Source organism: Streptomyces sp. ISL-87 (assembly GCF_018614095.1).
Lineage (GTDB): Bacteria > Actinomycetota > Actinomycetes > Streptomycetales > Streptomycetaceae > Streptomyces.
Window position 1 is genome coordinate 1 of record NZ_JAGGOY010000038.1, and the last position, 22,204, is coordinate 22,204.

Here is a 22,204-nt window from a genome sequence, read left to right on the forward strand (position 1 = left end):
GGGGCGGGGGCGGGGGCGGGCGGCCGGCGACAGGCCGGGCCGCCCGCCCGCCCCCGCTCACGCGCTCACTCCATGAGGATTTCGACGAGCGCCGGCTTCCCGTGCTCCTTGATGTACGCGACGGCCTCCGCGACCGCCGGTGCGATGCCGGCGACGGCCTCGACCCGGGGCAGCGCGTGGATCCCGTACGACCGCGCGAGGCCGACGAAGTCGACGGGGTTGTCGTAGAAGCTCGTCGCGATGTGGGCGCGGTCGATGTCGCGGTCCCGGTTCCCGGCGACGCGCGCGGCGTGCTGGGTGGAGTTCAGGTAGAGCCGGTTGTTCATGACGATGACCAGGAGCGGGACGTCGTACGCGGACAACGTCCACAGCGCGCTGGGCGTGTAGAGCAGGTCGCCGTCGGCCTGGAGGTTGACGCACAGCCGGTCCTCGTCCTTGAGGGCCAGCGCGGCGCCGACCGAGGCCCCGAGGCCGTAGCCGAGGCCGCCGCCGCCGTTGAGGCCGAGGTAGCTCTGCGGCCGCTCGACGGGCCAGAGCTTCTTCACCCAGCCGTCGATGGTCAGGCTGCCGGTGTTGGTGAGGACCCACGGCTCGTCCCGCACCGCACGGTGGATCTCGTCGACGGCGGCCGCGACGTTGATGACATCGCGCCCCTTCGCTGCCGCGGCCTGCTCCGCCCACCCGGTACGCGCCCGGGTGTGGGCAGCGGCGAGCGCCTTGGCCCGCGTATCGCGGCGCTCGGTGAACGAGGGGGCGGCGAACGGGCCGTCGGGGTCCTCGGCGGCCGAGCGCAGCGCGGTGAGGGTACGCAGGCTGTCCGCGACGACCGCGTCGGCGACGGGGACGAACTGCTGGTAGTCGGCGGCCCACTTGCTGGTCAGCAGGTCCCCCGTGCCGATGGTGACGACGTGGGCGCCGTTCTCCGGCGTGCCCTGGTCGGTCAGCTCCAGGAACGAGCCGAGGGCGCCGACCAGATCCTGTACCTCCAGCGCGATGACGAGGTCGGCCTCCCGCAGGAGCCCCGTGTCCGTCGCCCCGCTCACGTTCAGTTCGTGCGTCGTGGGGAAGTTCATCCGGTTGCCGCGGTCGACGACCGCGAGTCCCAGGGCCTCGGCGAGCGCGATCACTTCGGCAACGGTCCGCGGCTCCCGTCCGGAGAAGTCGGTGATCAGTACGGGGAGTTCGGCGTCGAGCAGGCGCCGTGTGAGATCCCGTACGGTCTCGGGCGCGGGTCCGGGCAGGGCCGCGGGGCGGGTCGCGTGCGCGGGCAGCAGCCGTACGCCCTCCTCGACCGGCTGTTCCTGCACGTCGAAGTCGAGCGCCACGAACACGGGCGCCTGGGCCTCGGTGCGGGTGAGCCGGAAGGCGCGGTAGAGGGATTCGATGGTGGCGCGCTGGCTCGTGGGCTGGTCGCACCACTTCACGTAGTCCTTGACCACGGATTCGATGTTCTGCGAGGTGTGGATCCAGTCGATCCACGGTCGGCGCTTGGCGGCGTCGATCGGGCCGTTGCCACCCACGACCAGCAGCGGCACCCGGTCGCACCAGGCGTTGAAGATGGCCATCGAGGCGTGCAGCAGACCGACGTTGGCGTGTACGAAGACGGCCATGTGCCGGTTGCTCGCCTTGTGATAGCCGTGGGCGACGGCGACCGCGATCTCCTCGTGGCAGGCCATCACGATGCCCGGCGCGATACCGGCGTTGCCCTCGTGCACCAGCGAGTCGTGCACCCCGCGGAAGGAGGCGCCGGGGTTGAAGGCCACCAGGTCGATGTCCTGCTGCCGCAGGAAGGCCACGACCAGGTCGGAGAAGTACGTCGTCATGCCCGGGCCTTCGTCAGCGGGTCCGGAGTCGGGGGATGCCACAGTTCCTTGCCTTCGGTGAATGCGAGTACCGCGTAGGGTCCGGCGCTCGCGTCGAGCTCCAGGCCGAACCCGGCGGCGTCGACGGGGGAGATGGTGTTGGTGCCGCGGTCGACCGCCGGCCGGGGGGAGACGACCATGCGGTCGAAGAACCGGTCGCTCTGGCCGGCCTCGACGGTCAGCGCGTCGGGGTTGCGGAAGGCCAGTGCCCGGCCGGCGTTGATCAGCGGCCCGACCTCGGCGACCTGCACGCCGATCTGGAAGGCGATGCCGTGCGCGCGGGAGAACTCGATGACCCGGGCCGAGTGGAACAGGCCGCCGCACTTGGACACCCGGACGTTGAAGGCGTCGCAGGCGCCGCTGCGTACCGCGGTGTGCGCGTCGGCGGGGCCGCTGAGCGACTCGTCGAGCATCACCGTGGCGCCGGTGCTCCGGCGCAGCTCCCGCAGGGCGGCCCAGGACCGCTTTGGCAGGGGCTCCTCGAAGAGGTCGGCGCCCGCGTCGCGCAGCCGTTTGACCAGGCCGGCCGCGGTGTCGGGGCTCCAGCTCATGTTGGCGTCGACCATGACCGGGACGGCCTCGCCCAGCCGGTCGCGGATCGCTGCCACGGTCCGGACGTCGCGGGCGGGGTCGTCGGAGGCCTTGATCTTCACGAAGTGGAAGGGGCCCCGGGTGTCGAGGAACTCCTGCGGATCCGTGCCCAGGTCGAGGACCTGGGAGACGGGGAGCGGCTCGTCGGCGGGCAGCGGTGTGTCCCCGAGGCCGTCGGGGAGCAGGTCCCGGACCGGGGTGCCCAGGCGTCGGCCGAGCAGATCGATGACGGCGGTCTCCAGCAGGCACACCAGGTTGTTGCCGCCGGTGATGCCGAAGGTCTCCTCGAAGCCGGCCGAGCGGAGGGCGTCGAGCAGGTCCGCGGGGGGAATGGAGCGAAGCCGCCTGAAGAGCGGCCCGAGGTCGAGGCGCTGAAGGGCGGCCCGTACGCCGTCACTGCTCTCGCCGGTGACGTACGGGCGGGGCGCGCATTCGCCGAGTCCGCGGTGTCCGTCGACCGTGAGGCTGAGGAGGAGGCTGTCGGAGTTCCGGCGGCGGGCCGCCGGGTGGTCGAAGCCCGTCCGCATGGGCAGGGTGACATGGTGGAGCAGGGCTTCAGCCACGGTGCTCCAGCCCCGGGAGCAGGGTGAACGCCGAGGTCCAGTTGACCAGGCCGCGGCGGACACCGGTGTAGAACAGGTAATGCTTCCCCGTGGGGAACTTGTGGAGGGAGCCGCGGCCCCGGGTCATCTCGATGTACGTCTTGTGCGCGTCGTCGAGATCGACGATCGGGTCGGTCAGCCCCGACACGAACGCGGCCGGAACGTCGGGGAGTTCACGCCCGGCGTTCATGTAGTACTCCTCAAGGCGCAGGAGCACGGCCCGGGAACGCCGGGTCAGCGTGCGGACGGCGAGGTCGTCATTGTCGATGTAGCGCCGGTACTTCGGGTCGTCGGTGAAGTCCGCCGACTCCAGGCCCGCGTCCCACGGTTCGGTGCTGTTGTCCGCCGCCAGCGCGGCGCGTTCGCCGTCCGAGAGGGTCGCGTGGAGCTTGCCGAGCCAGGTGGAGCAGAACACCGCCCCGTCGTACGGGACCTGGAAAGCCGGATCGTGCATGAGCGCGGCCATGAACGACCCGCCGAGGCAGTGCCCGAACAGGGTCAGCGGGATCTCCTCGCCGATCTCGGCGCGGACGGCGGCGATGGCGGCCGCGTAGTCGTCCAGGAGGGTCCGGGCGTCGGGTATCTCGCTGCGCTCGCCCTCGCTGATGCCGCTGCCGCGCCGGTCGAGTACGTAGAAGGCGATGTCGTTGTCGGCGAACTGCGGGCCGGCCTCCCACAGCCAGCCGGCGTGGCTCTGCAGGCCGTGGAAGTAGAAGACGGCGCCCTTGAGCGTGCCGGGCCGCCATACGTGCAGGGCCAGGTCCGCGCCGGGCCGCCGGACGGTGACGATCTCCTTGCGGGTGCTCTGCGGTGCCCGGGTGAGTTCGAGCATGTCGGTGTTCCCCCTTCTCAGTTTCCGGTGATCTCGGAGACGAAAGCGATGTCTTGCTGGAACGGCTTGTACTTGTACTGCGTGGTGTTGCCGCCGGTCCGGCGACTCTCGAAGTACGCCCCGACGGCGCCCTGGGCGACCGGTACGACGTCGATCGGGTCCAGCCGGCCGCTGTCGCGCTTGGACGCGTACTCGATGTTGATCAGGCTGAGCTGCTCGTCGATCCGCGCGGAGAGCGCCGCGGCCAGCCGGCCATCGGCGTCCTCGGGCCCGCCGGCCGCGTCAGTCTCGACGACGGCCACGTAGTGCGGCGGCTCGGCCCAGCGCGGCCCGCACAGGTACAGCCCCATGTCCAGGCCGAGCAGGCGGAAGCCGCCTTCGATCGCCTCGGTGACCTGCGCTTCGGTGATCTTCTCGCCGGTGAAGGAATGGAAGACCCCGCTGCGGCGCACGAAGTGGATCCACGGCACGCCGCCGTCGACGCGGTCCACGTGGTAGATGTCCCCGGTCCACAGCCGGTACAGGCCGTTCCCCTGGGACATGATCAGGTGGTAGTCCCGGCCGGCCTCGACCTCGTCGAAGAGCAGGGTGCTGACCGTGCCGCCGCTTTCGAGGATCTCCCCGAGCGGCACTTCGGCTGGCACGAACTCGAAGAACGCCTGACTGACCGCGAGGGGCTGGGAGTACGTCGTCCCGTCCACCGGGATGGTGGTGACACCCTCCGTCCCGCAGGTCATGAACGGCAGCTTGTCGACACCGGGCAGTACGGCGTCCAGCTTGCCCCGGTACAGACCCGCCGAGGCGGAGAGCCAGCAGCTGTAGAGGGTCAGGGACGGCCAGACGTCCTTGAGGCTGAACGACGGATCGCGCAGTACGGCCTCCAGGTGCGCGGCCGCCGCCTCGTCGGGCTCCCCGTACGGAGCGCCCTCCAGCGTCCCGGCGCGCAGGTCCGCCACCAGCCGGCCGCCGTGCACGGCGATCAGGTCCCGCAGCGACACCAGGGTGCTGGGGTTGATCGCGGAGATGTAGTGCAGGTCCCGGCCGGCCAGGTGCCTGATGCGGTGGTACATCCGGCCCTCGTGGGAGGTCGGCGTCTGCGGCCCGAACCACGGCGCGTCGTACCACGGCGGGTTCCAGTCCTGGCTGTTGATCTGCGGGTGGCGGTTGCTGATCGCCTGGTGCTCGACGCCGTGGACGAAGTCGAGCACGTCCTCGCGCACCGTCTGGGTGTCCAGCGTGGCGTGCGGGTGCGCCAGGAGTTCGGGGTGCTGCTCCAGGTAGGTGCCCCACATCGCCTTCATCGCGGGGATGCGGTAGGTGAGCAGCCAATGCAGGGTGTACGGAACCCGCTTCGGCGTTCCGGTGGTGCCGCTCGTCTTGAGCCAGCGCAGTACGGGGCTGCAGGTGAGGACCCCGCCCTTGGTGCGGGTCTCGCGCTCGATGGGCTCGGCGAAGTCGTCGTACCGCATGATCGGCAGGACCTTGCGGAAGGACGCCGGCTCGACGCGGACGGCGTCGTAGCCGTTCTCCCTCCAGTGCAGGGAGCCCGCGCTGTATTCGATGATGTCGGCCAGGACGCGCTCCTGCGTCGCCGCCGGATCCCGCAGATCGGCGAGGAGGTCGGCGCGGGCCCGCCGGCATTCCTCCGCGAAGGGCTCCCGGCGCGCTGTCCAGTGTTCCTGCCAGAGCGACCCGTGGTGTGTGGCCATGGTGGTGATGCACTCCGATGTGTAAGGAGAGGTGAGGGAGGGCCGGAGCGGGGCTCAGCGGTCGATGAGCGCCATCATCCGGTCGTTGTAGCGGGGGCCGGCGACCTTGCCGGGGGCCGCGATCTCCTCGATCCGGGCCAGCAGATCCGCGTCCAGCACGACCGAGGCGGCCTGGAGGTTGTCCTCCAGGTAGGTACGGCGCTTGGTGCCCGGGATCGGCACGATGTCCTCGCCCTGATGCAGTACCCACGCGATGGCGAGCTGCGCCGGCGTGAGGCCGTGCTGCTCCGCCAGTTCGCGGATGCGCCCGGCGATGGCCATGTTGTGGTCGTAGTTCGACCCCTGGAGGCGCGGGTCGTGGCTGCGGAAGTCGGACTCGGGGTAGCTCTCGGCGCGGTCGACCGAGCCGGTCAGGAAGCCGCGGCCGAGCGGGCAGAACCCGACGAGCCCGATGCCGAGCGAACGCAGCAGCGGCAAGACGCCGTCCTCGAGATTGCGCTCCCAGACCGAGAACTCGCTCTGGACGACGGACAGCGGGTGCACGGCGTGCGCGCGGGCGATGGTGTTCTCGCTCGCCTCGCACAGCCCCAGGTAGCGGACCTTGCCCTGGGAGACCAGCTCCGCCATCGTGCCCACGACGTCCTCGATGGGGACGTCCGGGTCGACGCGGTGCTGGTACAGGACGTCGATGTAGTCGGTGCGCAGCCGCCGCAGCGAGGCCTCGACCACCTCGACGATGTGGGCGGGCCGGCTGTCCACCGGCGCCGTGGTGCCGTCCTTCAGCTTCATCGGGAAGCCGAACTTCGTCGCGATGACGGCCTGTTCCCGGCGGCCGTTCAGGGCGGTGCCCAGCAACTCCTCGTTGTCGTAGGGGCCGTAGGCCTCGGCGGTGTCGAGGAGGGTGACGCCCAGGTCCAGGGCGCGGTGGATGGTCGCGATCGACTCGGTGTCGTCGGGGGTGCCGTACCACTGGCTCATCCCCATGCAGCCGAGGCCCATACGCGAGACCTCAAGTCCCTGCCGGCCGAGTTTCGTGTGCTCCATCGGTGCGTTCTCCGTTCGCTTCGGGGAGTTAGATCAGAAACCATGTTTGTACTCCAGGTCAAGATTTGTGTGTCCCAAGTCACGTCGATGCTGTGTCAACACCGTGTTAAACCTCCCCACAAGGTGCCTCAACGGCAGAGCAAACTTGACTCCTCGTCTATTCTTGGACGCGTCAGGGCATAGCGATGAGGGGGAGAGATGACATCGTTGGTTCAGAAGCAGGGTGACGAGATCGCGGTCGTCGGCATGGGGTGCCGGTTCCCAGGCGCGGACGGCGTCGAGGAGTTCTGGCACCTGATGACCCGCAACGCGGACGCCGTCGGGGAAGTCCCGGCCGACCGCTTCGACATCGACGCCGTCTACCACCCGGCCCCTGCGCCACCGGGCCGGACCGCCTCGCGCCACGGCGGATTCCTCTCCGAGGCCTTCGCGTTCGACGCCCTGTTCTTCGGGATATCCCATGCCGAGGCCCGGGACATGGACCCGCAGCAGCGCCTGCTGCTGCACGTCGTGTGGGAGGCGTTCGAGGACGCCGGGATCCGCCCCTCGGCGCTCGCGGGCTCCCGGACTGGCGTCTTCGTCGGCCAGGCCACCGCCGAGTACGGCGAAGTGGGCGCCGAACACGCCGTCCGGGACATCCGCAGCGCGGCCGGCAGCCGACTGCGGGCCACGACGGCGGGGCGCGTCTCCTACGCCTTCGACCTGCGCGGTCCCAGCCTCGTCCTGGACACGGCCTGCTCCTCCTCGCTCGTCGCCGTGCACACCGCGCGGCAGAGCCTGCTGGCCGGCGAGAGCGACCTGGCCGTCGCGGGAGGCGTCAGCTTCATCCTGTCCCCGGCCGACGCGATCGCGTACTCCCAGGCCGGCATGCTCGCCCCGGACGGGCGCTGCAAGTTCGGCGACGCGTCGGCCGACGGGTTCGTCCGCAGCGAGGGCGTCGGAGCCGTCGTCCTCAAACGGCTCTCCGACGCCCGGCGCGACGGCGACCCGGTCCTCGCCGTCCTGCGCGGCAGCGCGGTCGTCAACGACGGGCGCGGCAGCGGCCTGCTGCTCCAGCCCGCCGTCGCAGGGCAGGTGCAGACCGCCCGTACCGCCTGGCAGGCCGCCGGAATCGACCCGGCCGACCTGCGGTACGTAGAGGCGCACGGCACCGGTACCGTCGCGGGCGACGGGGTCGAACTCCGCGCGCTCACCGAAGCGGTGACCGGCCACAGACGACCCGGGGACCCGCTGCTCATCGGCTCGGTGAAGACCAACATCGGTCACGCAGAGGCCGCCGCGGGCATCGCCGGCCTCATCAAGGCCGTGCTCATCGCCCGGCACGGCCTCATTCCCGCCTCCCTGCACGTCACCGCGCCCCACGAGATCCTCGCGGCCGATGACGCCCCGCTGGAGGTCGTCACCGCCAACCGCCCACTGGCCACGACCGCCGGGCCGGCGCTGCTCGGCGTGAGCTCCTTCGGCATCTCGGGCACCAACGCGCATGTGGTGGTGAGCGCTTACGGGGACGAGGGCTCGGGCGGGGACGGCGTGCGGGGCGCAGCGCGGGACGCCGTTGGCGATGCGCGCGTCGCCGGAACGGCGACTGGCGGGGCGACGGGCCTGGCGGCGGCGCCGGCGACTGGCTCGGCGATTGGCTCGGCGACTGGTCCGGCGGCGGGGCCGGCGACTGGCGTGGCGACGAGCACGGTGACCGGTCCGGCGACTGGTCCGGCGGCGGGGCCGGCGACTGGCGTGGCGACGAGCACGGTGACCGGTCCGGCGACTGGTCCGGCGGCGGGGCCGACGACCGGAGGGGCGACGGAAGCGGCGACCGGTCCGGCGTTGGGGCCGACGACCGGAGGGGCGACGGATCCGGCGGCCGGTCCGGCCTTGGCGCCCTTCGGAGCCGGGGCGGCCGACCCGCAGTTGCTCGTCCTCTCCGCCCGATCGCACGCCTCCCTGCTCGCGCTGGCCCGCTCGTACGCCGCGCACCTGGGCCCCACCGGCCCCGGGCGGGACGTACCCCTGCGGGACCTGTGCGCGGCGGCGGCCCTGCGCCGGGACGCGCACCCGTACCGGCTGTGGGCCGTGGCCGCCACGCACGGCGAACTCGCCGCCGCCCTGACCGCGCTCGCCGACGGCCGCGAGGTACCCGGCGCCGGCGTCGCCGAAGCCGGCTTCTCGCCGCGCCGCACCGTCTTCGTCTTCCCCGGCCAGGGCTCCCAATGGCCCCGGATGGGCCACGGCCTCCTGGCCGCCTCGCCGGCCTTCGCGGCCGCCATGACCGCCTGCGACGAAGCCGTACGCGCGGAACTCGGCTGGTCCCCGGCCGCCCTGCTGGAGCGCGACGAACTGCCCACGGACATCGACGTCGTCCAGCCGCTGCTCTGGTCCATGGAGGTGGCGCTCGCCGCGACCTGGCAGGCCATGGGCGTCGCACCGGACCTCTGCATCGGCCACAGCATGGGCGAAGCCGCCGCCGCACAGGCCGTCGGCGCGCTCTCCCTCACCGACGCGGCCGCCGTCATCTGCCGCCGCAGCAGGCTGATGAAGCGGCTGGCCGGGCAGGGCGCCATGCTCGCGGTCGAACTGTCCGCCGACGAGGCGCGGGAGACCGCAGCCGCGTACGGGGACGCGGTCTGCGTCGCCGCCGAGAACGCCCCGCTCGGCACCGTCCTGGCCGGCGACGCCGAGGCCCTGCGGCGGATCGGCGACGAGCTCGCGACGCGGGACGTGTTCTGCCGCCCGGTCCGCGTGGACGTCGCCTCGCACTCACCGGCCATGGACGCCCTGCGCGACGAACTGCCCGCCGCCCTGCGCTCGCTGGCCCCCACCAGGACGCACACCGCCATGACCTCCACCACCCGGTGCGCCCCGGTGACCGGCCCCGACCTCGACCCCGCGTACTGGATGGACAACCTCCGCCAGCCGGTGCGGTTCGTCGACACCGTGCGCGGCGTTCTGAAGGCGGACGCCCCCGTGTTCGTCGAGATCAGCCCGCACCCCCTGCTCGTAGGCGCCGTAGAGGAGACCCAGCGCGAGGCAGGGGCGGCGGGAGCGGCCGTACCCTCGCTGCGCCGCGGACAGGACGAGCGGACCGCGCTGACCCAGGCCCTCGGCCAGGTGTACGGGCACGGCGGCGAGGTGGTGTGGGAGCGGTGGTTCGGCGCCCCGGCGGCGCATGTGCCGCTGCCCCGCTACAGCTGGGACGCCCAGGCGTTCCGGCTGCCGCTGCCGCAGGCCCCGGCGGCGCTCACCGGGCGGCGGACCCCCTTCGTACGCGAGACGCCGCTCACCGCGTGGGGCTCGCGGGAGTGGGGGAGCGCGGTGTCCGTGCACGGGCTGACGCCCGTACCGCCGGTGGTCTACCTCGCGGCGGCTCTGGACGCGGGGCGCGAACTGACCGGAACCGCCGACCTGGAGCTGGTCGACGCCCGGCTGGGCGACACGTACGTGGACGCGGGCGAGGCGGACGGCCTCTCGCTGCGCACCACCGTCGCCGCCGCGGCCGGCGCAGGGGAGTGGGAAGTCCTCGTCGAGGCCCTCGGCGCGGGGACGAGCGCCGTATGCCTGCAGGCACGGCTGAGGCCGGCTGCCGCGGACACCCAGGAGGACGGAGCCGGGGAGGGCGAGGGCGCCGCCGGATCCGCCCGGGTCGACGCTGCACTGGAGCGGTGCACGCGGTTCCACCGCGCCGCCGCCTTCCGGGAGCTGGCCGCCGAACGCGGCTACACGATCGACCCCCGCTTCGACGGCGTGGGCCGGCTGTGGACCGGGGCCGGCGAGGCGGTCGCCCGGATGGCGACGCCGGAGGTTCCCTACCCCGCGTCGCTGGAGTCCGTATTCCAGCCATTGATCGCCGCCTTGCCGCCGGAGCTGAGGCTGCCCGTCTCCTTCGACCGGGTCCGGCTCTCGGGCCGGCTCGACGGGGAGTTCTGGAGCATCGCCCGTCGCACGGCGGCCGCCGACCGGGCCGACGTCGACGTGGTGGGCGCCGACGGGCGCGGGATCGCCGCCTTCGAGGGGATCCGGCTGCGGGCGGCGGGGTCGCCGGGTTCGGGTTCGGCGGGTTCGGCTTCGGCGGGTTCGCGTGCGGGCACGTCGGCGGCCACACCGGCGGTCACGCCGCGGGTATCGCCCCCTCCCGCGTCTCGGCCTCTGCCGCTGTCGACCCCTGCCGCACTCACGGCCGAGGCCTTCGCCGCCCATGCGGCCGTGGTGCTCGGGATGCCTGCCGAGCTGCTCGATCCCCGAAGGCCGCTGCGGGACTTCGGGCTTGACTCCCTCATGGCGACGAGGCTGCGCCGACGGGTCCGCGAGGACCACGGCGTGGACATCGAGGTGGACCGGCTGCTGGGCGGTGCGAGCGTGGCGGAGGTACTGCGCGATCCGGCCGGATGACGGTGGCAGGGGGGTGCGGGGGCATTGCCAGAAAGGTTGACCGCAATCTAAAGTTAATTGGGAGTCAATGTACGGGCAGCACATGCCGACCTGCTGAACGGAATAGCGCAATGGAGCCACTCCCCACCCCGACCACCCGCATCCCCCCGGGGCGTCGTGAACGGAACAAACAGAAAGTCCGGGAGAGTGTCTACGCCTCGGCGCTCGCGTTGTTCGCCGAACAGGGCTACGACAAGACCACGATCGACGAGATCGCCGAGCGCGCGGATGTCGCGCGTGGGACTTTCTTCAACTATTTCTCCCGCAAGGAAGACCTCATCACCGCATGGGGTGAACAGCGACGGCAGAGGCTGCGGGAGCGTCTTGAGATGGTGGAGCCCCATCGCGGCGGGAGCGTGACCTCCCAGCTCGAACGATGCATGGCGGCGCTAGCCGATATCAACGAGGAGGAGCGGGAGATCGCGGGGGCGATGCTCACCGCATGGGTGAAGGCCGGCCGCCCGCTCCTCGAAGAGCCGTTCGCCGCCGAGATTTTCGCCGGAATTCTCCAGACCGGGCGTGCCGTGGGCGAGATCTCGCCCGACCTGGACCCGCAGCGGGTGGGAAATGTCCTGCGCGATGTCTATCTGGGAGTGCTTTACCGCTGGTCCCGGGAATCGGATCCGGACATTTCCCTGCATGACGAACTTCATGGAGTTCTCGGTATTTTCCTCCACGGAATTATGGCGACGGGGCGATAGGCGCGATGGCGCCGAGGCGACTGCCGGCCCGCGCGCCGTCCCGGCCCACAGCCGGGCGGCGAGCGCGCGCGGGCCGCGGCCGTCATTTCACGGCGTAGCCGGCAAGCGGGCCCCGCAGTAGTTCGAAGACCCGATGGGCCGACCGGGACACCATCTCGGCGATCCGCTCGTTGTCGTGGCCGTCGAGCGTGAGCTCCAGGGTCTGCTGGAACAGAACCCTGTGGGCGCTGCCCAGTTGGGCTGCCGCCGCCCGAGGGGTGATGTCCTCGGGGCCGGCTCCGGTCTCGGTCGAGAGGAGTTCGGCGAGCGCGCCTTCGCGCTGGTCGTGCATCTCGCGCAGGCGGGCCAGCAGCGTGGGGCTCTCCGTGATCATCCGGGCGAATACCTCCCCGGAGAACCCGATCACAGGATCCTGCCGCTCCACCGAGTCGAAGAAGGCGCGGCGCAGCGCCACGAGTGCCGACTCCCCCACGGCCCGGCCGGAGACGGTGCGGGCGAGGCCGGTGACGAACTCCTCCTGGCGGTCGAACGCCAAGTCCTCTTTGAGGGCGAAGTAGTTGGTGACCGTCTTCTTGGCCACCCGGGCGGCTGCCGCGATCTCGGCGATCGTCGTGGACTCGAAGCCGTTCTCGATGAACAGCCTGGTCGCGTGATCGGAGATGAGCTGCCTGGTCTCCTGCTTCTTGGACTCGCGGAGCCCCAGCGGTTCAGTACCCATGGAGAGAATCTTACATCCGTCGTAAATTTACCCTTGACGAACTTCATGCGCCCAGGCTAAATTTACGTCGATAGTAAGATTCCCGCGTTGCCCCAGAAAGGCTTCATGTGACCGGTTTTGATGCCGCTGCTGAGTTCGACCGCCAGGTCGCCACGTTGGCCGAGCGCGGATATCCGGGGCTCGCCAGGATGGGGGAGACGGCATTCCGCGCTCTCGTCACCCCGCTGCGCGAGCAGGTTCTCGCACGCGCGGTCACGATGGAGCCGCCGACCGAGGGCCGGGTGCCGTTCCTGCTGGTGGTTACCAGGGCGCTCGTCCCCATCGAGGAGTCGCTGCCGCTGACCACGCTCGCCGGCAAGGCCAAGCCCGGGGTCATCGAGCGCTTCTACGCCCCCGGCGAGCTCGAGCGATTCGTTTCGATCCCGGACCTGGCGCTACCCGACGGGGAGGCGTACATCGCCTTCGACGTCGACCGGGGCGAGGAATTCTGCAACGCCGTCCCCCTGAACGCCCTGGCGGCGGTCGCGGAGCGCGGCCGCACCCCGCTCACCATGGAGGAGGGCATCGCGTTCATCACCCAGTACCCCGAGGCGCTGGCGAAGAACAAATGCTTCTCGCTCGGCGGCACCCGCCTCGGGGACCGCCGGGTGCCGGCCCTGTGGATCAGCAAGGGCGCCCCGAAGCTGGGGTGGTGCTGGGAGGCCAACCCGCACACCTGGCTCGGCCTGGCCTCGACCGGTGACCGCAGCCGCTGAGCACGCCGGCCTGGCCCTGTGCGGGTAACTCACCGCGTGGACGAGACCAGGCCGAACTCGTAGGCGAGGATGACGAGGTGGACTCGGTCGCGTGCGCTGAGTTTGGTGAACAGCCGGGCGATGTGGGCCTTCGCGGTGGCGACGGTGATGAAGAGCTCTGCGGCGATCTCGGTGTTGGACAGGCCCCGGCCGACGAGGGTCAGAACCTCTCGCTCGCGATCGGTGATGCCGTCGACCGCTACCAGCGGCGTGGCCGGGGGTCCCCCCGGCCGGAGGCTGGGGGAGGGTTCGGGCCGTGCGGCGAACTCCTCGATGAGACGGCGCGTGACGCTCGGAGCGATGAGTGCGTCCCCGGCGGCGAGGGTCCTGATCCCGTCGAGAATGGTCTCCAGCCGCATGTCCTTGACCAGGAAACCGCTCGCTCCGGCGCGCAGCGCGCCATAGACGTAGTCGTCATCGTCGAAGGTGGTCAGGATGAGGACGTGGGTCGTCTGCGACTCCTGGTCCGCGGTGATCCGGCGGGTGGCCTCGATGCCGTCCATACCGGGCATCCGGATATCCATGACGGCTACGTCCGGCCGCGTCTCCCTGACCAGTTCCACCGCCTGGGCGCCGTTCCCGGCCTCCCCCACGACCGTCAGATCGGGAGCGTCGGAGATGAGGACACGCAGGCCGGTACGGATCAGGGGCTGATCGTCGACCAGAACGACGCGGATCACGCTCCGGCCTCCAGCGGTGTGGGCAGCCGCACCGCCACCTGGAAGCCGCCCTCCGGGCGGGGCCCGGCGCTGAAGTGGCCGTGCAGCAGACTGACGCGTTCCCGCATTCCGGCGATGCCGTAGCCGAAGCCTGCGGTAGTGCCGGCGCAGCCGAGGTCGGTGATCTCGATGACGAGTTCGTCCTGCTGGTGGTCAATGGTCACGCTGCAGTCCCTGGTGCCCGAATGCCGCACGACGTTGGTGACCGACTCCTGGATGATGCGGAACGCCGCCAGGTCGAGCTCCGCGGGCAGATCGTGACGCTCGCCCCGCCACCGCACGTCAACCCGTACGCCCGCCGCCTTGGTCTGGGCGACCAGCCGATCGAGGTCGGCCAGACCGGGAGCCGGGCCGAGAGGCGCGGACTGCGGGTCGGTCTGCCGCAACGCGCCGAGCATCCGCCGCAGACCGGCGAGGGTCTCCCTGCTGGTGGATTCGATGGCGTCCAGCGCGTTACGCGTCTCCTCGGGCTGGGTGTCCATCACACGGCTGCCCACGCCGGCCTGGATGGCGATGATGCCGATGCTGTGCGCGACCATGTCGTGCAGTTCCCGGGCGATCCGCAGCCGTTCGGCGGTGACCGCCTGCCGCGTGGCCTGGGAGCGCAACGCATGGGCGTGGGCGTGGTCTTGGCGGATCGTATTGCCGATCAGCCAGGCGATGACGGTGGTCGATGCGAGGGCGGCCGGCAGGGCGGGGTTGAAGGCGTACCGGCTCGCCAGACGCCAGACCGTGTAGCCGGTCAGCGTGGCGACCGGCAGCGAGGCGGTGAGGATCGAGGTCCGCCTTGGGCGCGTGGCGGCGGTGTGCCCGACGAGCCCGTTGGCCAGCAGGAAGAGCACGAACGGAGTTGCCCGTACCGACATGCCGAGGGAAAACAGGGTGCCCGCGAGCGCCACGGCCACGGCCGCCAGTGGCGCTCGGAACAGCAGCAGTGCGCCCAGGGTCGTGACGACGGCGGTGACCAGGAGCGGCGCGTCCTCGACGTTGCCGTGGTATTCGAGCAGATGGTGCAGTTCGCCAGGCCGTTGGAGGGTGCGCACCAGGATGACCGTCGACCACAGGGCGGCCACCCACAGGCCCAGGGGGACGCGTTTGAACAGGGGCGGACGGGGGGTGACGGTCATGGGGCCGATCGTATGTGTACGGGCTTGCCGGGCCATTGGCCCACAGGCTTAATCCCCTGGGCTACAGGCACCCGACCGCATTGTGGCCCCGGAGCCGATGCCGGCACGGAGCCCTCCCCGGCACCGTTGACCTGTGATCGAAACCATCCGACTGACCAAGCGCTACGGCGAGACCGTGGCCGTCGACAACCTGACCTTCACCGTGGAACCGGGCAAGGTAACCGGCTTCCTGGGCCCGAACGGCGCCGGCAAATCCACGACGCTGCGGATGATCCTGGGCCTTGACGCCCCGACCAGTGGATCCGCCACGGTCGACGGGGTTCCCTTCGCGGACCGCCCGCGCGGACTGCGGCACGTAGGCGCGCTGCTGGACGCCCAGGACGTCCACGGCGGACGCAGCGCGCGGGCCCACCTGTCCGCCCTCGCCCGCAGCAACCGCATCCCGCTCACCCGGGTGGAAGAGGTCCTCCAGGAGGTAGGGCTGGCCAAAGCGGCACGGCGCCGCATCGGCGGGTTCTCCCTCGGCATGAAGCAACGCCTCGGCATCGCCGGTGCGCTGCTCGGCGAACCTCCCGTGCTGCTGTTCGATGAGCCGCTGAACGGGCTGGACCCCGAAGGGGTTCTGTGGGTGCGCGGGCTGTTCCGCCGCCTGGCCGAGGATCACGCTCGGCCTCGGCCTGATCGTCTCCACGGCCTCGTTCTTCACCACCAACGCGATGCTGGCCTCCCGCCACGTCGGGCTCTCGATCAACGACCCCGGCTGCCTGCGAGCCGTCGCGGCGTATGCGCTGATCGTTCCGGTCTGCGCGCTCATCGGGATGGCGTTCGGCGCCGTCCTGAGGCACGCCACGGCCTCGATCGTGGCAGTCGTGGGGCTGCTGTTCATCGTGCCGATGCTCTTCGGCGGCGACCGGTACAGGCTCCTGAAGGAGGTCGGCAACCATCTGCCCCTCCATGCCGAGGCCCGGCTGGCTCTCAACCCCAACGCCTACACAGACCTGGGCGAGTACCCGGGAACGATCACCGGCTCCTGGATCGCGCTCGTGGCCTGGGCGCTCCTCTCGGTGACCGTCGCCGTGGTGGCCGTCCGGCGCCGGGACGCGTGAGGCCGGCGGCCTCACGGAAGGAGCTGCGCGCGTCAGTAGCCCGGGTAGCGCTCCCGCCAGTGCGGGTCCCAGCCCTCGGTGTACTCGCTGCCGCTGGGGGACTCCGTGAGCTCGGAGTGCAGGTCGCGGGCGAGGGTGTCGAGGACCCATGTCAGTTCGTGGCGGCTCACCAGTTCCACGGACAGGGCCTCCACGCCGTGTGCGGCGCCGAGCAGTGCGCCCGCCACGCAGGCCACGGACTCGCCGTCGGGTGCGCCGGAGGCGAAGTGCAACGCGGAGGTCACGTCGGTCCGTTCGGGGAACGAGGCGGCGGCGTAGAGGCCTCCGAGGAGAGCCGACGGCGCGGTCCGGTCCGGGGCGAGGCGGGCCAGCCGGGCCGGGTCCGCGGGATGGGCGAGGGCCTCGTGGAGGGCGGCGGCGAGGCGGTCGTCCTCGCCCGCTCCTGGACCACCGGCGGAACCGAGGGCGGACAGTGCGCGCTCGGCGCCCTCGCGGATCGATCCGGCGGCGATGCAGCGGCGGGCGAGGAGGGTGGCGAGCGACGCCGCCGAGTGGACGGCCGGGTCTCCGTGGGTGAGCGCCGCGACGTCGCGGGCGTGCCTGTTCCACTCGTCCACGGCCTCGGGCCTGCCGAGGAGGGCCAGCGGCAGCGTACGGCCGAGGGCGTGCCATCCGCGGCTACGGGTCACCGGCTCGTCGGTCTTCCCCTGCTCCAGACCCACCAGCGCCTCCACCGTGGCCGGTGCGGAACCCCGGCGCTCCGCGAGCACCGGCACCCCGGCGAGCCAGCCGTCAGGCCAACCCCCTGTTTCGTACGGATCCCAGCGGCGGCGGATGTGATCGGGCTCGATGCCTTGCAGAGCTGCCCATCGGCAGTACGCGTGCCACAGGACGGAGGACGGAGGGCGGATGGCAGATGCCCCGGTGGCTGCCGCGGACCACCGCCCGGATCGAGCCTTCGACGGTGAAGCACGCCAGTTGGGTGCAGACGCCCGCCCGCAGTGGCCCGGCCGGCGGTAGCGAGCCCCGCGCCGCACCGAGGGTTTCGCCGAGCGCGAGTCCGAGCAGGAGGCCGCGCGCTCCGGACGCCTTCCTGCCGCGCAGGACGTTTTCCTGGTAACCGGTCAACTCGCTCATGGAGGCCACCCTAATGAGACGGCCCCAAGGCGCTGAACTCCCCGGCCGGCCGGTACCCTCACGCTCCCGCAGCCTCCGGGGCTTCGTCGGGGCCGGCCGCGGTGGCAACGGCCTCGTTGCGGCGTTTGACGACGACGGTCGCCAAGGCCGCGCTGAGCGTGAAGGCCAGCACCACGACGGCCGGCCGGTCCAGCTTGTGCCGGGTGAGGTGGTCGAGCGAGTACCGCCCCGGTCCGGCGAGGCCGAGACCGGCCGCGACGTAGCCGAGGAAGGCCGGGTACTCGAATCCGCCGCTCTGGGCGAAGAACCCCGCCGGAGCGTGCACGGAGACGGCCCCCGCCATGGCACCTGCCGCCGCGGCGCCCGCCGCCGGGGTCGCGAGACCCAGCGCGAGCAGCGCACCGCCGCCGGCCTCGCCGAGTCCGGCCGCGATGGCGCTCTGCCGGCCGGGGGTGAAGCCCATGTGTTCCATGCCCTTCGCCGTGCCGTCGATGCCGCCTCCGCCGAACCAGCCGAAGAGTTTCTGTGAACCGTGGGCGATCAGGACACCACCTGCTCCGAGACGCAGCGCGAGCAGTCCGAGGTCCTTGCGATGGGCGAGGGGCATGGGGCCGGAACCTTTCCGTCGGCGTGGGCGTGGGCGGCTATGCCGTGGCCGGAAAGGTTTNNGGTCCGACAACGCGGCGAGGTGCCGTACTGGGCGTCGCGACCCGGTGAACCTTGCCGGTCACGGCACTAGACCTGCTCCCAAGCTTCACGCGAGCCCGCCCCCCGCGCGCGGTGTGCCCCGCCGGATGAGGCAGGCTCCCCGCCCACCGCGGGTTCACACGGGGGCTCTCCTGGTATCCAGGGCCAGGCGGACCGCCCACGCGACCGACACCAGGGGGACGGCCACCACCGCGCCCACCACCCCCGCGGCGATGGCTCCCGCGATCACCGAGAGGGCCACGACCACCGGGTGCAGGCGCACGGCCCAGCTCATCACGAGCGGGTGCAGCAAATGGCCCTCGATCTGCCCGATGACCACGATCAGCACGAGCACGAGGCCGGCGACGAGCGGCCCCCTGGCGGCCAGGGCGACGACGGTGGCCACGCCCAGGGCGACGGGGGAGCCGATGAGCGGGACGAACGCGGCGAAGAACTCCAGCAACGCGAGGGGCACGGCCAGCGGCACGCCAAGGGCGTACAGCGCGAACCCCACGAGGATGGCGTTGGTCCCGGCCACCAGCACGATCCCGTGCGTGTACCCCGTCAGGGTCCGCCACGCCGCACCCCCGGCGACCGCCATCCGGTCCCGCGCCCGGGGCGGGAACTGGGCGCAGAACCAGCGCCAGTGCCGGTCGCCCGAGTGGATGAAGAAGACCGAGCAGAACAGCGAAAGCACGGCGACGGTGAAAATCGACACGACTCGACCGGCCTCGCTCACGGCGGTGCTGAGCAGTGCCGCGCGATGGCTCGACAGATACGCGCCGATCCGCTCCTGCGCACCGGACAGCGCATCGGGGCTCAGCCGAAGGGGCGGCTGCTCCAGCCACGTCTGGATCCTGCCCAGTCCGCTCCTGAACTCCGCCACCAGCGAGTTCCACTCGGCGGCCACCGTCCCGCCCACGAACGCCAGCGCGCCGAGAAACAGGATGATGCTGCCGATCAGGACGCAGGCCACCGCGAGCGGGCGCGGAAGCCACCGGTCCAGGACATCGGCCACCGGACGGAGCATCGCCGTCACGACCAGGCCGAGAAAGACCGCCACCCCGATCTCGTGGAACCGCCCCAGCGCCGCGAAGACCGCGTAGACCACGGCGCCCACGGCCAGGATCCGCCAGGCGTATCCGGCGAGCGTGCGCAGCAGCGGCGACACGGATTCCGCGAACGGCACGGATCGCCCCACCGCTGTCCTGCCCGGGCGGCGGCCGCGGCCGGGGCGGCCGGGGCGGGCCACCGTACGGATACGGGTGCGCGGGTCCTCCGTAGGCCGGCCGGCCGAGCGGCGTGCCGACCGCGCTGCGGATCGCCTGGACATGGCGGTGCCCCACCTCCCGGGTGTGTTGCTCTACGGGGTATCACGGCGCACCGCGAACCCCGCGGGCCCGGCGCGACATTCGCCCGAAGGGATCGGCGAATGACCGCGCGGACGGGCCAATGCCCCGGCCGGGCAGGCCCTATGTCGGCAGCCCCATGGCACGCTCGCCGGAGCGCCGCTTCTGGATGACCACGGCGACCACGAGCAGGGTGCCCTGGGCGACGTTCTGCCAGAACGGGTTGACGCCTTGTACGGTCAGGCCGTTGTCCAGGGCCCCGAGCAGTGTGATGGCGAGCAGCGTTCCGCCCACCCCGCCCCTGCCACCCGCCAGGAGGCAACCGCCGAGGGCGGCCGCGGTGATCGCCTTGAGCTCCAGGCCCTCGCTGCCGGAGACGGGGTGGCCGAACCCGGTGCGGGCCGTCAGCAGCACGCCGGCGACCGCCGCGATGACCCCGGCCAGCCCGTAGACCGCGATCAGGTACTTGTTGATGTTGATGCCGGAGAGCCGGGCGGCGGTGTCGTTGCCGCCGATCGCGTAGATGTTGCGGCCGATGTCGGTGAACTTGAGCAGCACATGGATGCCCAGAGTCACCAGGGCGAGTACCCACAGCAGCACGGGCACGCCGAGGATCGCGCCATTGGCCAGGAAGACGAAGACGTCGTCGTTGCTGACGTACCCCTGAGCCGCGCCCTTGGAGAGCAGTTGAGCCACGCCCTTGTAGGCGGCCAGGGTCGCGAGGGTGGCGATGACCGGGTTGACACGTCCGTAGACGATCACGGCGCCGTTGAGCAGTCCGGCCAGCACGCCCACCCCGAGCGCGGCGGCGATGCCGAGCAGCGCGTTGGAGCCGGTGGAGGTGAAGACCATCGCGGAGACCACGGAGGCGACGCCGACCTGGGAGCCGACGGAGATGTCCAGCGCACCGCAGACGATCACCACGGTCTGCACCAGGGCGAGGAGGCCGGAGATCGTGACCGCGTCGCCGATCACCTTGATGTTGGCCCATGTCAGATAGGCGGAGTTGAGCGATCCGAAGAGCGCGAGGACCAGGATCAGGGCGCCGATGAGGCTGAGGTTCTGCCCGCCGACGGCACTGAGTACCGATCCCCGCTGCCGCCTGGTGCCCTGCGCGGCCGTGTCCTTCCCCGAGGGCGCCGCCCCCGTCCGCGCCTGCGGTGAGCGGTCCTCCGTGGACGCCGTCGTCGGGTTCACTCCAGTCCTCCGTTGTCCGTGCGGTGCGGGCGGTGCGGGCGGTGCGTGCTGTCCGTGCTGTCCCTGCGGCACGTGCCGTGCGCGCCGGCCGTGGCCAGGCCGTCGGCCATGGCCAGCGCGAGGATGCCCTCCTCGGTGGCTTCGGCCCGGGGGAGTTCGCCGGTGATCCTGCCGCCCTGCATCACCAGCACCCGGTCGGCCAGGCCGAGGACCTCGGGCAACTCCGAGGAGATCACCAGCAGGGCCACCCCGGACTCGGCGAGGTCCGCGATGATCTGGTAGATCTCGGCCTTGGCGCCTACGTCGATGCCGCGGGTGGGTTCGTCGAGGATGAGGACGCTGGGCCTGCGGGCCAGCCAGCGGGCGAGCACCACCTTCTGCTGGTTTCCGCCCGAGAGTGTGCGTACCTCGTGCTCGATGGACGGGGCGCGCACCCGCAGCCGGTCGGCGAACTCCTGGGCGAGTTTCCGCTCGGCGCCGCGGCGGACGAAGCGCAGGCGTCGCAGGCCGCGCAGGACCACGAGTGCGGTGTTGTCGCGGATCGAGCGGTTCAGGAACAGGGCCTGCGCCTTGCGTTCCTCGGGTGCGAGGCCGAGTCCGGCGCGGATCGCGTCCGAGGGCCGGCGCAGTCGCAGGACCCGTCCGCCGACGGAGACCGATCCGCCGCGCAGGGGGAGGTCGCCGACCAGGGCCCGGGCCAGCTCGGAGCGTCCGGCGCCGACGAGACCGGCCAGGGCCACCACTTCACCGGCCCGGACCTGGAGGGTGATCCCGGTGACGTCGTCGGTGGTGACGTCCTGGACGTCGAGGACGACCCGGTCGGTGGCCACATGGGCGCGGGTGAACAGGGAGGACAGGTCCCGGCCGACCATCATCCGTACGATCTCGCGCTGGTCGGTGGCCGCGGCGTCCTTGACGCCGACCAGGGTTCCGTCGCGCAACACGGCTATCCGGTCCGCGAGTTGGAAGATCTCCTGCATCCGGTGGGATACGTAGACCACGGCGAGGCCGCTCTCGCGCAGCCGCCGGATCAGCGCGAACAGGGCCTCCACCTCGTGCTCGGAGAGGGAGGAGGTGGGTTCGTCGAAGGCGACCACCTTCGCCTCGCCCGTCAGCGCCCGCAGGATCTCGACGAGTTGGCGCTGCGCGGCGGTGAGGTCGATACCGAGGGTGTCGGCGTCGAGGACCTTGTCGAAGCCGATGCGCACCAGATCGGCCTCCAGCCGTCGGCGCAGGCCGGCCCGGTCGAAGCGGCGGGCGCCGCGGGTCGGCAGGGCGCCGAGGTAGACGTTCTCGGCGACGCTGATGTGCGGGACGATCTCCGGCTCCTGCGGGATGAGCCGGATGCCGGCGGCCCGGGCGTCGGCGGGCGAGTGCAGGTGCAGCGGCGTGCCGTCGAGCCGGATCGTTCCGGAGTCGGCCGGCTGATCGCCGCAGACAATTTTCAGCAGGGTGGACTTGCCCGCGCCGTTCTCGCCCATGAGGGCGGTGACGGTGCCGGCCGGAAAGGCCAGGCTGATCTCGTTCAGCGCCTGGACCCCGGAGAAGCTCTTGGCGATGCCGGTGACGTGCAGTCCGTCTGTGGCGTTCATCTGTGCTACCTCGCG

18 protein-coding genes and 1 pseudogene are annotated in these 22,204 nt (G+C 71.5%); 5 read left to right on the forward strand and 14 right to left on the reverse strand.

What is annotated here, in order from left to right; translation table 11 throughout:
- Nucleotides 1-65: 65 nt before the first annotated feature.
- Genes J7I97_RS14705 through J7I97_RS14725 form a run of 5 tightly spaced genes read right to left on the reverse strand, consistent with a single transcriptional unit; the run spans nucleotide 66 to nucleotide 6,640 of the window.
- Complete coding sequence (locus tag J7I97_RS14705) at nucleotides 66-1,823, reverse strand: thiamine pyrophosphate-binding protein (RefSeq protein WP_214934906.1); 1,758 nt, start codon at nucleotides 1,821-1,823, stop codon at nucleotides 66-68.
- Complete coding sequence (locus J7I97_RS14710; RefSeq protein ID WP_308365625.1) at nucleotides 1,820-3,016, reverse strand: enolase C-terminal domain-like protein; 1,197 nt, start codon at nucleotides 3,014-3,016, stop codon at nucleotides 1,820-1,822. The genes J7I97_RS14705 and J7I97_RS14710 overlap by 4 nt, the downstream gene beginning before the upstream one ends.
- The gene (locus J7I97_RS14715) at nucleotides 3,009-3,887 is read right to left on the reverse strand and encodes an alpha/beta fold hydrolase (RefSeq protein WP_214934908.1); all 879 of its coding nucleotides are present in this window, start codon (nucleotides 3,885-3,887) and stop codon (nucleotides 3,009-3,011) included. The genes J7I97_RS14710 and J7I97_RS14715 overlap by 8 nt, the downstream gene beginning before the upstream one ends.
- Nucleotides 3,888-3,904: 17 nt before the next feature.
- Entirely contained in the window at nucleotides 3,905-5,596 is a 1,692-nt protein-coding gene (locus tag J7I97_RS14720; RefSeq protein WP_214934910.1) for a GH3 auxin-responsive promoter family protein, read from the reverse strand.
- A 54-nt stretch (nucleotides 5,597-5,650) separates the two neighbouring features.
- Nucleotides 5,651-6,640, reverse strand: coding sequence for an aldo/keto reductase (locus tag J7I97_RS14725; RefSeq protein WP_214934912.1), 990 nt, complete (start codon nucleotides 6,638-6,640; stop codon nucleotides 5,651-5,653).
- A 198-nt stretch (nucleotides 6,641-6,838) separates the two neighbouring features.
- On the opposite strand from J7I97_RS14725, the gene J7I97_RS39585 reads away from it, so the two are divergent.
- Together J7I97_RS39585 and J7I97_RS14735 are read left to right on the forward strand one after the other, a co-directional pair.
- Complete coding sequence (locus J7I97_RS39585) at nucleotides 6,839-11,023, forward strand: type I polyketide synthase (protein WP_214934914.1); 4,185 nt, start codon at nucleotides 6,839-6,841, stop codon at nucleotides 11,021-11,023.
- Between the two features lie 110 nt (nucleotides 11,024-11,133).
- Complete coding sequence (locus J7I97_RS14735) at nucleotides 11,134-11,763, forward strand: TetR/AcrR family transcriptional regulator (RefSeq protein ID WP_214934916.1); 630 nt, start codon at nucleotides 11,134-11,136, stop codon at nucleotides 11,761-11,763.
- Between the two features lie 82 nt (nucleotides 11,764-11,845).
- On the opposite strand, the gene J7I97_RS14740 is transcribed toward J7I97_RS14735, so the two are convergent.
- A complete protein-coding gene (locus J7I97_RS14740; RefSeq protein ID WP_214934919.1) occupies nucleotides 11,846-12,481 on the reverse strand; it encodes a TetR/AcrR family transcriptional regulator in 636 nt (211 codons plus the stop codon).
- Between the two features lie 107 nt (nucleotides 12,482-12,588).
- Between J7I97_RS14740 and J7I97_RS14745 the strand changes: the two genes are divergently transcribed.
- On the forward strand, nucleotides 12,589-13,236 hold the full coding sequence (locus J7I97_RS14745; RefSeq protein WP_214934921.1) for a DUF5701 family protein: 648 nt from the start codon (nucleotides 12,589-12,591) through the stop codon (nucleotides 13,234-13,236).
- 29 nt (nucleotides 13,237-13,265) lie between these two features.
- On the opposite strand, the gene J7I97_RS14750 is transcribed toward J7I97_RS14745, so the two are convergent.
- Both J7I97_RS14750 and J7I97_RS14755 read right to left on the reverse strand, forming a co-directional pair.
- Nucleotides 13,266-13,955, reverse strand: coding sequence for a response regulator transcription factor (locus J7I97_RS14750; RefSeq protein ID WP_214934923.1), 690 nt, complete (start codon nucleotides 13,953-13,955; stop codon nucleotides 13,266-13,268).
- Nucleotides 13,952-15,121, reverse strand: coding sequence for a sensor histidine kinase (locus J7I97_RS14755; protein WP_214934925.1), 1,170 nt, complete (start codon nucleotides 15,119-15,121; stop codon nucleotides 13,952-13,954). Before J7I97_RS14755 ends, J7I97_RS14750 begins: the two co-directional genes overlap by 4 nt.
- A gap of 133 nt (nucleotides 15,122-15,254) precedes the next feature.
- On the opposite strand from J7I97_RS14755, the pseudogene J7I97_RS14760 reads away from it, so the two are divergent.
- A pseudogene (locus J7I97_RS14760) lies at nucleotides 15,255-15,782 on the forward strand (ABC transporter ATP-binding protein); the annotation flags it as partial.
- A 55-nt stretch (nucleotides 15,783-15,837) separates the two neighbouring features.
- Nucleotides 15,838-16,227 carry a hypothetical protein gene (locus tag J7I97_RS14765; protein ID WP_214934927.1) on the forward strand — a complete coding sequence of 130 codons (390 nt, stop codon included), beginning with the start codon at nucleotides 15,838-15,840 and terminating at the stop codon, nucleotides 16,225-16,227.
- A 32-nt stretch (nucleotides 16,228-16,259) separates the two neighbouring features.
- Here the strand turns inward: J7I97_RS14765 and J7I97_RS14770 are convergent, their stop codons facing one another.
- The 6 genes from J7I97_RS14770 to J7I97_RS14790 all read right to left on the reverse strand — a co-directional run bounded on the left by J7I97_RS14770 (nucleotide 16,260) and on the right by J7I97_RS14790 (nucleotide 22,189).
- The gene (locus J7I97_RS14770; protein ID WP_374195472.1) at nucleotides 16,260-17,003 is read right to left on the reverse strand and encodes an ADP-ribosylglycohydrolase family protein; all 744 of its coding nucleotides are present in this window, start codon (nucleotides 17,001-17,003) and stop codon (nucleotides 16,260-16,262) included.
- Nucleotides 17,004-17,019: 16 nt separating this feature from the next.
- Complete coding sequence (locus J7I97_RS38495) at nucleotides 17,020-17,364, reverse strand: hypothetical protein (RefSeq protein WP_251058828.1); 345 nt, start codon at nucleotides 17,362-17,364, stop codon at nucleotides 17,020-17,022.
- A gap of 58 nt (nucleotides 17,365-17,422) precedes the next feature.
- Nucleotides 17,423-17,971, reverse strand: coding sequence for a DoxX family protein (locus tag J7I97_RS14775; protein ID WP_214934929.1), 549 nt, complete (start codon nucleotides 17,969-17,971; stop codon nucleotides 17,423-17,425).
- 216 nt (nucleotides 17,972-18,187) lie between these two features.
- Nucleotides 18,188-19,384, reverse strand: a complete 1,197-nt coding sequence (locus tag J7I97_RS14780) for an AI-2E family transporter (RefSeq protein ID WP_214934931.1) — start codon at nucleotides 19,382-19,384, stop codon at nucleotides 18,188-18,190.
- Between the two features lie 139 nt (nucleotides 19,385-19,523).
- Nucleotides 19,524-20,597, reverse strand: a complete 1,074-nt coding sequence (locus J7I97_RS14785) for an ABC transporter permease (protein WP_214934933.1) — start codon at nucleotides 20,595-20,597, stop codon at nucleotides 19,524-19,526.
- A complete protein-coding gene (locus J7I97_RS14790; RefSeq protein WP_214934935.1) occupies nucleotides 20,594-22,189 on the reverse strand; it encodes a sugar ABC transporter ATP-binding protein in 1,596 nt (531 codons plus the stop codon). Before J7I97_RS14790 ends, J7I97_RS14785 begins: the two co-directional genes overlap by 4 nt.
- Between the last annotated feature and the right edge of the window lie 15 nt (nucleotides 22,190-22,204).

Coding starts and splice junctions, on each gene's coding strand:
- J7I97_RS14705 (WP_214934906.1), bottom strand. CDS start 1,823: ATGACGACGTACTTCTCCGACCTGGTCGTGGCCTTCCTGCGGCAGCAG.
- J7I97_RS14715 (WP_214934908.1), bottom strand. CDS start 3,887: ATGCTCGAACTCACCCGGGCACCGCAGAGCACCCGCAAGGAGATCGTC.
- J7I97_RS14720 (WP_214934910.1), bottom strand. CDS start 5,596: ATGGCCACACACCACGGGTCGCTCTGGCAGGAACACTGGACAGCGCGC.
- J7I97_RS14725 (WP_214934912.1), bottom strand. CDS start 6,640: ATGGAGCACACGAAACTCGGCCGGCAGGGACTTGAGGTCTCGCGTATG.
- J7I97_RS39585 (WP_214934914.1), top strand. CDS start 6,839: ATGACATCGTTGGTTCAGAAGCAGGGTGACGAGATCGCGGTCGTCGGC.
- J7I97_RS14735 (WP_214934916.1), top strand. CDS start 11,134: ATGGAGCCACTCCCCACCCCGACCACCCGCATCCCCCCGGGGCGTCGT.
- J7I97_RS14740 (WP_214934919.1), bottom strand. CDS start 12,481: ATGGGTACTGAACCGCTGGGGCTCCGCGAGTCCAAGAAGCAGGAGACC.
- J7I97_RS14755 (WP_214934925.1), bottom strand. CDS start 15,121: ATGACCGTCACCCCCCGTCCGCCCCTGTTCAAACGCGTCCCCCTGGGC.
- J7I97_RS14765 (WP_214934927.1), top strand. CDS start 15,838: ATGCTGGCCTCCCGCCACGTCGGGCTCTCGATCAACGACCCCGGCTGC.
- J7I97_RS38495 (WP_251058828.1), bottom strand. CDS start 17,364: ATGAGCGAGTTGACCGGTTACCAGGAAAACGTCCTGCGCGGCAGGAAG.
- J7I97_RS14775 (WP_214934929.1), bottom strand. CDS start 17,971: ATGCCCCTCGCCCATCGCAAGGACCTCGGACTGCTCGCGCTGCGTCTC.
- J7I97_RS14780 (WP_214934931.1), bottom strand. CDS start 19,384: ATGTCCAGGCGATCCGCAGCGCGGTCGGCACGCCGCTCGGCCGGCCGG.
- J7I97_RS14790 (WP_214934935.1), bottom strand. CDS start 22,189: ATGAACGCCACAGACGGACTGCACGTCACCGGCATCGCCAAGAGCTTC.